This is a genomic window from Cereibacter sphaeroides 2.4.1, from assembly GCF_000012905.2.
Lineage (GTDB): Bacteria > Pseudomonadota > Alphaproteobacteria > Rhodobacterales > Rhodobacteraceae > Cereibacter_A > Cereibacter_A sphaeroides.
This window is the reverse complement of sequence record NC_007493.2, coordinates 2,994,109-3,004,827: the sequence shown is the minus strand read 5'-3', so window position 1 is coordinate 3,004,827 and position 10,719 is coordinate 2,994,109. Positions and strand designations below refer to the sequence as shown.

Annotated in this window: 12 protein-coding genes; 7 read left to right on the top strand and 5 right to left on the bottom strand. The window is 65.8% G+C overall.

Annotated elements, in window-relative coordinates:
* Nucleotides 1–25: 25 nt before the first annotated feature.
* From hemJ to RSP_RS14515, 7 genes are all read left to right on the top strand, one after another.
* Nucleotides 26–523 carry a protoporphyrinogen oxidase HemJ gene (gene hemJ, locus RSP_RS14545; RefSeq protein ID WP_011338807.1) on the top strand — a complete coding sequence of 166 codons (498 nt, stop codon included), beginning with the start codon at nt 26–28 and terminating at the stop codon, nt 521–523.
* Between the two features lie 141 nt (nt 524–664).
* Entirely contained in the window at nt 665–1,933 is a 1,269-nt protein-coding gene (gene rho, locus RSP_RS14540) for a transcription termination factor Rho (protein ID WP_009563271.1), read from the top strand.
* 25 nt (nt 1,934–1,958) lie between these two features.
* A complete protein-coding gene (gene mnmE, locus RSP_RS14535; protein ID WP_011338806.1) occupies nt 1,959–3,245 on the top strand; it encodes a tRNA uridine-5-carboxymethylaminomethyl(34) synthesis GTPase MnmE in 1,287 nt (428 codons plus the stop codon).
* 11 nt (nt 3,246–3,256) lie between these two features.
* The gene (gene mnmG, locus RSP_RS14530; RefSeq protein WP_029534489.1) at nt 3,257–5,122 is read left to right on the top strand and encodes a tRNA uridine-5-carboxymethylaminomethyl(34) synthesis enzyme MnmG; all 1,866 of its coding nucleotides are present in this window, start codon (nt 3,257–3,259) and stop codon (nt 5,120–5,122) included.
* Nucleotides 5,119–5,739 (top strand): 16S rRNA (guanine(527)-N(7))-methyltransferase RsmG, encoded by a 621-nt coding sequence (rsmG, locus tag RSP_RS14525; RefSeq protein WP_011338804.1) that lies wholly within the window; start codon nt 5,119–5,121, stop codon nt 5,737–5,739. The genes mnmG and rsmG overlap by 4 nt, the downstream gene beginning before the upstream one ends.
* Nucleotides 5,732–6,556, top strand: coding sequence for a ParA family protein (locus tag RSP_RS14520; RefSeq protein ID WP_002721721.1), 825 nt, complete (start codon nt 5,732–5,734; stop codon nt 6,554–6,556). Before rsmG ends, RSP_RS14520 begins: the two co-directional genes overlap by 8 nt.
* Nucleotides 6,556–7,458 (top strand): ParB/RepB/Spo0J family partition protein, encoded by a 903-nt coding sequence (locus RSP_RS14515; protein ID WP_017139998.1) that lies wholly within the window; start codon nt 6,556–6,558, stop codon nt 7,456–7,458. Before RSP_RS14520 ends, RSP_RS14515 begins: the two co-directional genes overlap by 1 nt.
* Here RSP_RS14515 and RSP_RS14510 read toward each other — a convergent pair.
* Genes RSP_RS14510 through rph form a run of 5 tightly spaced genes read right to left on the bottom strand, consistent with a single transcriptional unit; the run spans nt 7,433 to nt 10,640 of the window.
* A complete protein-coding gene (locus tag RSP_RS14510) occupies nt 7,433–7,786 on the bottom strand; it encodes a YbaN family protein (RefSeq protein ID WP_009563264.1) in 354 nt (117 codons plus the stop codon). The two genes, RSP_RS14515 and RSP_RS14510, sit on opposite strands and share 26 nt — an antisense overlap.
* A gap of 1 nt (nt 7,787) precedes the next feature.
* Nucleotides 7,788–8,945, bottom strand: coding sequence for a radical SAM family heme chaperone HemW (hemW, locus tag RSP_RS14505; RefSeq protein ID WP_011338802.1), 1,158 nt, complete (start codon nt 8,943–8,945; stop codon nt 7,788–7,790).
* 2 nt (nt 8,946–8,947) lie between these two features.
* Entirely contained in the window at nt 8,948–9,322 is a 375-nt protein-coding gene (locus RSP_RS14500; RefSeq protein ID WP_002721714.1) for a RidA family protein, read from the bottom strand.
* A complete protein-coding gene (gene rdgB / locus RSP_RS14495; protein ID WP_011338801.1) occupies nt 9,319–9,930 on the bottom strand; it encodes an RdgB/HAM1 family non-canonical purine NTP pyrophosphatase in 612 nt (203 codons plus the stop codon). Before rdgB ends, RSP_RS14500 begins: the two co-directional genes overlap by 4 nt.
* A complete protein-coding gene (gene rph / locus RSP_RS14490) occupies nt 9,927–10,640 on the bottom strand; it encodes a ribonuclease PH (protein ID WP_011841941.1) in 714 nt (237 codons plus the stop codon). Before rph ends, rdgB begins: the two co-directional genes overlap by 4 nt.
* Nucleotides 10,641–10,719: the final 79 nt, after the last annotated feature.

The following is a 10,719-nucleotide window of genomic DNA, read 5'->3' as shown; positions in this document are numbered from 1 at the left end:
ATTCCCTTCTAATCTTTCTTTTCTTATGAGGATGGCCGACCACTTCGAGGAGACGACGATGGGCACGTTCCTGGCCGACTACTACCTGTGGACCAAGTCGCTGCATGTGATTTCGGTGCTGGCCTGGATGGCGGGGCTGTTCTACCTGCCCCGGCTCTTCGTCTATCACGCCGAGGTCGTGAAAGCCGGAACCGAGACGGACGCGCTGTTCCAGACAATGGAGCGGCGGCTTCTGAGGGCGATCATGAACCCGGCCATGATCGCGACCTGGATCTTCGGCCTGCTCCTCGTCTTCACGCCGGGCATCGTCGACTGGTCGATGCTCTGGCCCTGGACGAAGGCCGCCTGCGTTCTGGCGATGACCGGATTTCACATGTGGCTCGCGGCCCGCCGGCGCGACTTCGCGGCGGGCGCCAACCGCCACAAGGGGCGCACCTACCGCATGATGAACGAGCTTCCGACGCTCCTCATGCTGGTGATCGTCTTCTCCGCTGTGGCGAAATGGAACTACTGGGGCTTCTGAGCCCCCGGCCCAAGATCATTGACTCGCGGCGTCGCAGCGCCTATGTGCGGCCTTGCAGGGCCGTCCGGTCCATTGCATCTTCCCATCCTATGCTGCAGCGACTCCCCCTTCCGGAGGCGCTCCTGACGAGCGCAGAGTGCCATGAACGAACGTCTCAACCTCGCTGACCTGAAGGCCAAGACTCCGGCCGATCTACTGGCCATGGCCGAGGAGTGGGAGATCGAGAACGCGCCTTCCATGCGGAAGGGCGAGATGATGTTCTCGATCCTCAAGGAACATGCGGAGGAAGGCTACGAAGTCGGCGGAGACGGCGTGCTCGAGGTGCTGCAGGACGGTTTCGGCTTCCTGCGCTCGCCCGAGGCCAACTATCTGCCGGGCCCGGACGACATCTACGTCTCGCCCGAGATCCTGCGTCAGTTCTCGTTGCGCACCGGCGACACGATCGAGGGCGTGATCGTCGCGCCCCGCGAGAACGAACGCTATTTCAGCCTGACGCGGGTGACGAAGATCAACTTCGACGATCCCGAACGGGCGCGCCACAAGGTGCACTTCGACAACCTCACGCCGCTCTATCCCGATGAACGGCTGAAGATGGAAGTCGACGATCCCACGATGAAGGACCGTTCCGCGCGCATCATCGATCTGGTGGCGCCGATCGGGAAGGGGCAGCGCGGGCTGATCGTGGCGCCGCCGCGGACCGGCAAGACGGTGCTCCTGCAGAACATCGCCCACTCCATCGCGACCAATCACCCCGAGTGCTACCTGATCGTGCTGCTCATCGACGAGCGGCCCGAGGAGGTCACGGACATGCAGCGGTCGGTGAAGGGGGAGGTCGTCTCCTCGACCTTCGACGAGCCCGCCACGCGGCACGTCGCCGTGGCCGAGATGGTCATTGAGAAGGCCAAGCGCCTCGTCGAGCACAAGCGCGACGTGGTGATCCTGCTCGACTCGATCACCCGCCTCGGGCGCGCCTTCAACACCGTGGTGCCCTCGTCCGGCAAGGTGCTGACCGGCGGCGTCGATGCCAACGCGCTTCAGCGTCCGAAAAGGTTTTTCGGCGCAGCGCGGAACATCGAGGAAGGCGGGTCGCTGACGATCATCGCGACCGCCCTGATCGATACCGGCAGCCGGATGGACGAAGTGATCTTCGAAGAATTCAAGGGTACCGGCAACTCCGAGATCGTCCTTGACCGGAAGGTCGCCGACAAGCGCGTGTTCCCCGCCATGGACATCCTCAAATCTGGCACCCGGAAAGAGGATCTGCTGGTCGACAAGTCCGATCTGCAGAAGACCTATGTCCTGCGCCGCATCCTGAACCCGATGGGCACCACCGATGCGATCGAGTTCCTGATCTCCAAGCTGCGGCAGACCAAGAGCAACGCGGAATTCTTCGATTCCATGAACACCTGAGCGACCCGCTCGACAGGACGCCGGAATGGACACGATCTACGCCTTGGCCAGCGCACGCGGCAAGGCCGGAGTGGCGGTTTTGCGCCTTTCCGGACCGCGGTCGCATGAGGCGGTGCAGGCGTTCGGCGTTCCTTTGCCTTCTCTCCGGCACGCCGCCCTGCGGCGTCTGACGTGGAACGGTGAAGTTCTCGACGAAGCGCTGGTGCTGCTCTTCGGCGCTGGCGCCAGTTTCACTGGTGAAACCTCGGCCGAACTGCATCTCCATGGTAGTCCTGCTGCCGTCTCTTCGGTGCTCCGGGTCCTGTCCGGCCTGCCCGGGCTGAGGGCGGCCGAAGCCGGGGAGTTCACCCGCCGGGCCCTGGAGAACGGTCGGCTCGACCTCGCGCAGGTCGAGGGGCTGGCTGACCTGATCGATGCCGAGACGGAAGCTCAGCGCCGTCAGGCGATGCGGGTCTTTTCCGGCGCCATCGGTGAGCGGGCAGAGCGGTGGCGGGCGGACCTCATTCGGGCAGCGGCGCTGCTCGAGGCGACCATCGATTTCGCCGATGAGGATGTGCCGGTCGATGTGACGCCCGAAGTGCTGACCCTGATCGACGGCCTGTTGGCGGATCTTCGGCGGGAGGTCGACGGATCGCGGATTGCGGAACGGATCCGCGACGGATTCGAGGTCGCCATCGTTGGCGCGCCCAATGCCGGGAAATCCACGCTTCTCAATGCGCTGGCGCGAAGAGAGGCGGCGATCACCTCTGAGATCGCCGGCACGACGCGCGATGTAATCGAGGTGCGGATGGATCTCGACGGGCTTCCTGTGACCTTCCTGGACACGGCGGGACTGCGGGACACGTCGGACCTTGTCGAGAGCCTTGGCATCGAACGCGCCGTGACCCGGGCCAAGGCCGCGGACCTGCGTGTTTTCCTTCTGGACGACAGCGGACCATTGTCCGGCATCACCGTTCAGGCTGATGATCTGGTTGTGCAGGGAAAGGCAGACCTTCGACCGGGGCAGGGGCTGCGCCTCTCGGGCCGGACGGGAGAGGGCGTGCCAGAACTCGTGGCCGCCATCGGCGAGAGGCTTCTGGGACGCACTGCAGGTGCCGGAAGTTTGACCCGCGAGCGGCACCGTCTCGCCATCGAACGCGCAATCGGGGCTATGGAATCGGTGCGGGCTGAGCTATTGAGGGGCCAACAGCACACGGAACTGGCGGCAGATGACCTGCGACGCGCGATCCGCTCCCTCGACTCTCTCGTGGGGAGGGTGGATGTGGAGTCGCTTCTGGGCGAGATCTTTGCCAGCTTCTGCATCGGGAAGTGAGGGTGTTTCACGTGAAACATTTCGACGTTGTTGTCATCGGTGGGGGGCACGCCGGCTGTGAAGCGGCTGCCGCTGCTGCGCGCATGGGCGTTCAGGTTGCGCTGTTTACCCTCCGCAAGTCCGGGCTCGGCGTCATGTCCTGCAACCCGGCCATCGGTGGGCTTGGAAAAGGCCACCTCGTGCGCGAGATCGATGCACTCGACGGCATCATGGGCCGCGCGGCCGATGAGGCGGGCATCCAGTTCCGCCTGCTGAATCGGAAGAAGGGTCCGGCCGTGCAAGGCCCGCGCGCCCAAGCGGATCGCCGGCTATATCGTGAAGCCGTGCAGCGGCTTCTGGCAGCGCAGCCCGGTCTGACGGTTATTGAGGGTGAGGTCGTCGACCTGCAGGTCAATGGCGGTCGGGTTCAGGGAGTCTCGTTGGCAGACGGGACGAGTGTCTGGGCAGGGCGGGTGATCCTCACCTCGGGGACGTTCCTGAACGGCATTATTCATATCGGCGACCAACGGCGTCCCGGGGGTCGGATGGGCGACGATCCATCGCAGCGGCTCGCGGCAGTCTTGGGAGAGCTGTCTCTGGCGCGCGGGCGGCTGAAAACTGGCACCCCGCCGCGCCTCGATGGCCGCACGATTCGCTGGACCGAGCTTGAGATGCAGCCGGGAGACGAGGATCCGGTTGTCTTCTCGTTCCTGAACCGGGCGCCCAAAGCGCGTCAGATTGCCTGCGGGATCACCCATACGAACGCACGGACTCACCAGATCGTGCGGGATAACCTGAGTCGCTCCGCAATGTATGGGGGCCATATCGAGGGTGTCGGGCCGCGCTACTGTCCGTCCATCGAGGACAAGATTGTGCGTTTCGCGGATAAGGAGGCGCATCAGGTCTTTCTTGAGCCCGAAGGCCTCGATGATGACACCGTCTATCCCAACGGGATCTCGACCTCTCTTCCAGCGGAGGTTCAGGAGGCGTACGTTCGCACGATTGCCGGGCTCGAGGATGTGCGCATCCTGCAGCCCGGCTACGCGATTGAGTACGACTATTTCGATCCGCGTGAGCTCCGTCCAACTCTCGAAGTGAAGGCACTTGGCGGGCTCTACTTCGCCGGGCAGATCAACGGCACCACCGGTTACGAAGAGGCCGCTGCCCAAGGGCTCGCGGCGGGGCTCAATGCGGCCCTTTCGATCCGGGAGCGCGAGCCGCTCCACTTCAGCCGCTCGGGGAGCTACCTCGGCGTGATGATCGACGATCTTACGAGCCGTGGCGTCACCGAACCCTATCGGATGTTCACGTCGCGGGCCGAGTTCCGTCTGTCTCTCCGCGCCGACAATGCCGACCAACGCCTGACGCCCATCGGGCTGGATCTGGGCTGCGTCAGCGATGCGCGGCGGGAGAGCTTCAACAGGAAGCGCGAGTTGCTGGAGAAGGGGAGGGCCCTTCTCGAGGGCAGCAGCTTCACTCCGTCGCAGTTGAACGAGCTGGGGATCCAGGTCAGCCAGGATGGCATGCGACGCACAGCTTTCGCCGTGATGGCCTTCGGGGAGGAGGCCGCGAGCGCCGTTGCGCGGGGTGTCGAGGGGTACGGCGATCTTCCGGAAGAGATCCGTCAGCAGCTGGCAAAGGACGGGCTCTATGCTCAATTCATCCTGCGGCAGGAAGAGGAGGCAGCGGCGCTGAAGCGCGACGAGGCGATCCGCATTCCCGCGGACTTCGATTATGCGCCGCTATCGGGACTTTCGAGTGAGCTGAAGTCCAAGCTGATGCGTGCCCGTCCGTCGACCATCGCTCAGGCCGCACAGCTGGAGGGGATGACCCCGTCCGCCCTGACGTTGATCCTGGCTCGTCTGCGCCGCGCTGGCCGGGACGCGGCGGCGGTATGATGCAGGAGAGCGTGCTCGCGCAATTGGATGTTTCACGTGAAACATCTGAGAAGCTTTCGCACTTCGTGGCGCTGGTGGAGAAGTGGAACAAGGCGGTCAACCTGATCGGGCGCTCCACGGTAGACAGCATCTGGACTCGGCACGTCCTTGACTCGGCGCAGCTGCGGACGCACCTCGCCTCTCAACCTCGCCTGTGGCTCGATCTTGGAAGCGGTTCCGGCTTTCCGGGGATCGTCGTTGCGATCATGGCGGCATACGAATCGCCGGAGTCTCGATTCGTTCTAGTCGAATCGGATCAGCGCAAGGCCACGTTCCTGCGGACAGCCTGTCGCGAGCTGAAGCTCTCCGCCTCGGTGCTGGCCGCCCGCATCGAGTCGCTTCCGCCACAGAAGGCGGATGTCATCAGCGCCCGCGCTCTGGCCGCCTTGCCCGACCTGTGCGCGTTGGCTGCGCCGCATCTGGCGCCGAATGGGATCTGCCTCTTCCCGAAAGGCGTGGGACACATCAGCGAGATTGCAGCGGCGCGCCAGTCGTGGAACATGGAGGTGGAGACTCTGCCGAGCCTCACCGATCCCGACGCTGTCATCCTGAAGCTGAAAGCCCTGGCTCATGTCTGACTCGAACCGACCCGGAAAGCCGCTCATCCTGGCGATCGCGAACCAGAAGGGGGGCGTGGGCAAAACCACGACTGCGATCAACCTGGCTGCCGGCCTCGCGGAACTCGGAGCCCGGATCCTGGTGGTCGATCTGGATCCGCAGGGCAACGCCTCGACCGGCCTCGGGATCGAGGCTCCCGACCGGCTGAAGACCAGCTACGACCTTCTTCTCGACAGGCCGGATCTGGACGAGGTCGTCCTGCCGACGCGCACCGACAACCTCTTCATCTGTCCGGCGAATGCGGATCTTGCCTCGGCCGACATCGAGCTTGCGGTGAACGAGAAGCGAAGCCAGCTGCTGCGCGAGGCGCTGCGGCAGCAGGGCATGGAGCGGTTCGGCTTCGACTATATCCTGATCGACTGTCCGCCGTCGCTGAGCCTGCTGACGGTGAATGCGCTTATCGCCTGCGATTCGGTTCTCGTCCCGCTGCAGAGCGAGTTCTTCGCCCTCGAAGGGTTGTCGCAGCTCATGCTGACGATCCGCGAAGTGCGGGGGACGGCCAATCCGGCGCTGAAGATCGAGGGCGTGCTGCTCACGATGTATGATAAACGGAACAACCTGTCGCAACTGGTTGAGGGCGATGCCCGCCAGAACCTCGGCGACCTGGTCTTCCGCACGATGATTCCGCGAAATGTCCGTGTCAGCGAGGCGCCGTCCTATGCGCTGCCGGTGCTGTCCTACGATCCGACCTCGAAGGGCAGCGAGGCCTACCGGGCGCTGGCTCGGGAGATCGCGGTGCGCCACGGCCTCGTGGCCCAACAGGAACCCGCCTTGTGATGGAGAAGAAGATGGAGCGTCGTGGGCTTGGCCGCGGCCTGTCCGCGCTGATGGCGGACATTCAGGTCGAGGTCGATGCGGGGCAGGGCGCAGCGCGCCGGCCGGACCTTCTCGTGCCGGTCGAGAAGCTGATGCCGAACCCGAATCAGCCGCGTCGCGATTTCGGACCGGAGGCGCTGGAGGATCTGGCCGCTTCCATCCGGCAGAAGGGCGTGATCCAGCCGCTGATCGTCCGGCCGATGCCGGATGGCGACCGCTACGAGATCGTGGCGGGCGAGCGGCGGTGGCGGGCGTCGCAGCTCGCGCAGCTACACGAAGTGCCGGTGATCGTGCGCGAGTTCGACGATACGGAAGTGCTCGAGGTTGCGATCATCGAGAACATCCAGCGCGCCGACCTGAATGCGATCGAAGAGGCGATGGGTTACCGTCAGCTGATGGACCGGTTCGGCCACACACAGGAGAAGCTGGCAGAGGCGCTGTCACGGAGCCGCTCTCACATCGCTAACTTGTTGAGATTGCTTCAACTTCCTGACGACGTTCAGGCCTGGCTGCGGGAGGGGAAATTGACCGCGGGCCACGCGCGGGCGCTCATCACCACGCCCAACGCCTCGGATCTGGCGCGGCAGGTGATCTCGCGCAACCTCTCGGTGCGGGACACGGAGCGTCTGGCGCGCGGGGCGGGCGAGAAGCGCAAGCCGAGCGCGCCGCGCGGTGGCCGCGAGAAGGATGCCGACACGCGGGCGCTCGAGGCGGATCTCTCGGCCAATCTGAAGATGGCGGTGACGATCGATCACGAGCCGGGCGGCGAGAACGGTCGGCTCACGATCCGCTACAACACGCTCGACGATCTCGACACCCTGTGCCGGACACTCTCGGTCATGCCGAGGGACGGGTCCATATGAAGAGGCCGGAGGCGCAGAGCGCCGCCGCCTGAACGGCCAGGATCGTCGGCCGGAGACCAAGGCCGACCGAGATCCCGAAGACGGCCAGCATCGACAGGGTCGCCATCTGCTTGCCCTTGAGCGAGATGGCGCCCGAACGCTCCCAGTCGCGGATGGGCGGGCCCAGGACGGGGTGGTGGATCAGCCAGCTGTGCAGCCTCTCGGACGAGCGGGCGAAGCAGAAGGCCGCGAGCAGGAGGAAGGGGACGGTGGGCAGGAGGGGCAGGAAGATGCCCAGCACGCCCAGTCCCAGCGCGGCGAGGCCGGCCGAGACCCACAGGAGCCGCATCCTACGCCCCCGCCAGAGCGGTGATGACGGAATTGAGGACCATCCGGCCCTCGGTCGTCGCGAAGATCCGCTCGTCGTCCGTGTCGATCATGCCCATCTCCCGCAGGTCCGCGACCCGCCGCTCGTCCAGTGGCCGCCCGGCGAGCGCCGCATGGCGCCCGCGGTCGAGCCCCTCACGCAGGCGGAGGGACATCATCAGATATTCGAGCGCATGATCCTCGGCGTCCAGTCGGACCCGCGGGCCTTCGCCAGTGCCGTCGCGTTCCACGCGCTCGAGCCAGGCGGCGGGTGCCCTGGGGGCTTCGGTCGCCCAGCGTCCGGTCGGAAAGGTGAGGCGCCCGTGGGCGCCGGGTCCCACGCCCGCATAGTCGCCGCCGCGCCAGTAGATCAGATTGTGCCGCGATTCGGCGCCCGGCCGCGCGTGATTGGAGACTTCATAGGCGGGCAGGCCCGCCGCCTCGCACAGATCCTGCGTCAGCGCATACATGTCCGCCGACAGCTCCTCTTCCGGCAGCCCCCGCAGCTTGCCCCGCTTGAAACGGTCGCCGAAAGCCGTGCCGTCTTCAACTGTAAGTTGATACATCGAGAGGTGATCGGCGGCCATCGTCAGCGCCTCGGTCAGTTCGCTGCGCCAATGCTCCAGCGGCTGATCCTGCCGGGCATAGATCAGGTCGAAGCTCACCCGGTCGAAGGTCGTGCGGGCCACGTCGAACGCGGCCCGCGCCTCGGCCACCGTATGGAGCCGCCCGAGCTTCCTCAGGTCCGCGTCGTTCAGCGCCTGAATGCCCATCGAGATGCGGTTCACGCCCGCTGCGCGATAGCCCCGGAAGCGCCCGGCCTCGACCGAGCCCGGATTGGCCTCGAGCGTCACCTCCAGATCGTTGGCGAGCGGCCAGGTGGCGCGCACCGTCTCGAGGATGGCCGCCACGAGGTCGGGCTCCATCAGCGAGGGCGTGCCGCCGCCGAAGAAGACCGAGTTCAGCACCCGGCCTTCGGTCTCGGCGCCCAGACGGCGGATTTCGGAGAGATAGGCGCGCTGCCAGCGCCCCTGGTCGATGGTGGCCGCGACGTGGGAATTGAAGTCGCAGTAGGGGCATTTCGACTGACAGAACGGCCAGTGCAGGTAAAGCCCGAAGCCGCCGTTCCGCCAGTCGTCCATCGCTACCCCTTGAAGGCTGTCACCTCGATCTCGACCAGCATCTCGGGGCGGATCAGCCCGGCGATGACCATGGTCGCGGCCGGGCGGATCTCGCCCAGCACGTCCCCCAGAACGGGGACCAGCGCCTCGACCAGCGCCGCATCGGTGACCGTATACTGCACCCGCACGATGTCGGCCATCGTGAAACCGGCCTCCTCAAGAACGCGTGCGATGGTGGCGAAGCAGTTTCGCCCTTGGGCTGCGATGTCCTCGGGCATGGTCATGGTGGCATAGTCATAGCCGGTGACGCCCGAGACGAAACACCAGCCGCCCTTCACCACGGCGCGCGAATAGCCCATCGTGGCCTCGAACGGCGAGCCGCTGGAGATGCGCCTCATTTGAAACAGCCCTGCATGAGGTTGCGGAAGGCGCGGGCGCGGTGGCTGATCTCGTTCTTCTCCCAGCGGTCCATCTCGCCGAAGGTGAGCTCGCTGCCATCGGGCTGGAAGATCGGGTCGTAGCCGTGGCCCTGCTGGCCCCGCATCGGCCAGACGACCTGTCCCGGCATCACGCCTTCGAAGACCTCGTCATGGCCGTCGGGCCAGGCGAGGACCAGCGTGCAGCGGAACTGCGCGCGGCGCGGGAAGGGGGCGTTCACCGCTTCGAGCCTGGCCCAGGTGTCGGTCATGGCCTTCACGAAGTCCCGCCCCGTGGGGGTCATGGCCCAGTCGGCCGTATAGACGCCCGGCGCGCCGTCCAGCGCGTCGATGGTGATCCCGGAATCGTCGGCCAGCGCCACCATGTCGGCGGCCTTCGCCGCCGCATGGGCCTTGATGCGCGCATTGCCCGCGAAGGTGGTTTCGGTCTCTTCCGGCTCGGGCAGGCCCAGCTCTCCCGCCGAGACGACCTCGATGCCCAGAGGCTCGAAGAGATGCTGGATCTCTTCGAGCTTGCCCTTGTTGTGGGTGGCGACGAGCAGGCGGTCGCCCGAGAATTTCCGCGTCATCCGAGGGCAGCCTTCTGCGCGGCCACCAGTTCGGCGATGCCCGCCTCGGCGAGGTCGAGAAGCTGCCCCATCTCGTCGCGCGAGAAGCTCGCACCTTCGGCCGACATCTGCACCTCGATCATCCGGCTGCGGCCGGTGAGGACAAAGTTGCCGTCGGTGCCGGCGGTCGAATCCTCGGCATAGTCGAGATCCAGCACCGGCTGGCCCGCGTAGATCCCGCAGGACACGGCCGCCACATGATCGACGATCGGATCCGAGACGATGATCCCCGCCTTTAGCAGCTTGTTCACCGCGAGCCGCAGCGCGACCCAGCCGCCCGTGATCGAGGCGCAGCGGGTGCCGCCGTCGGCCTGCAGCACGTCACAGTCGATCACGATCTGGCGCTCGCCGAGGGCGGAGCGGTCGACGCCCGCGCGGAGCGCCCGGCCGATCAGGCGCTGGATCTCCTGCGTGCGGCCGCTCTGCTTGCCCGCGGCCGCCTCGCGGCGGTTGCGCGAGGTGGTGGCGCGCGGCAGCATGCCATATTCGGCCGTCACCCAGCCGAGGCCGGTATTCTTCAGGAACGGCGGGGGCTTGTCCTCGATCGAGGCCGAGCAGAGCACATGCGTTTCGCCCATGCGGATAAGGCACGAGCCCTCGGCATGTTTCATCACATTGGGCTCGATGGAAACCGACCGCATCTGGTCGAGTTTTCTGCCGGAAGGACGCATGGAAAACCTCATCTCTGGACCGCCGTCAGATAGGCCCCGGGCGGGCCGGGATGCAACCCTGATTGACGGCGAGCCCGAT

Excerpts from the sequence above, each read along its gene's own strand:
- hemJ (WP_011338807.1), top strand. The coding sequence starts at position 26 with ATGAGGATGGCCGACCACTTCGAGGAGACGACGATGGGCACGTTCCTG.
- rho (WP_009563271.1), top strand. The coding sequence starts at position 665 with ATGAACGAACGTCTCAACCTCGCTGACCTGAAGGCCAAGACTCCGGCC.
- mnmE (WP_011338806.1), top strand. The coding sequence starts at position 1,959 with ATGGACACGATCTACGCCTTGGCCAGCGCACGCGGCAAGGCCGGAGTG.
- rsmG (WP_011338804.1), top strand. The coding sequence starts at position 5,119 with ATGATGCAGGAGAGCGTGCTCGCGCAATTGGATGTTTCACGTGAAACA.
- RSP_RS14520 (WP_002721721.1), top strand. The coding sequence starts at position 5,732 with ATGTCTGACTCGAACCGACCCGGAAAGCCGCTCATCCTGGCGATCGCG.
- RSP_RS14515 (WP_017139998.1), top strand. The coding sequence starts at position 6,556 with ATGGAGAAGAAGATGGAGCGTCGTGGGCTTGGCCGCGGCCTGTCCGCG.
- RSP_RS14510 (WP_009563264.1), bottom strand. The coding sequence starts at position 7,786 with ATGCGGCTCCTGTGGGTCTCGGCCGGCCTCGCCGCGCTGGGACTGGGC.
- hemW (WP_011338802.1), bottom strand. The coding sequence starts at position 8,945 with ATGGACGACTGGCGGAACGGCGGCTTCGGGCTTTACCTGCACTGGCCG.
- RSP_RS14500 (WP_002721714.1), bottom strand. The coding sequence starts at position 9,322 with ATGAGGCGCATCTCCAGCGGCTCGCCGTTCGAGGCCACGATGGGCTAT.
- rdgB (WP_011338801.1), bottom strand. The coding sequence starts at position 9,930 with ATGACGCGGAAATTCTCGGGCGACCGCCTGCTCGTCGCCACCCACAAC.
- rph (WP_011841941.1), bottom strand. The coding sequence starts at position 10,640 with ATGCGTCCTTCCGGCAGAAAACTCGACCAGATGCGGTCGGTTTCCATC.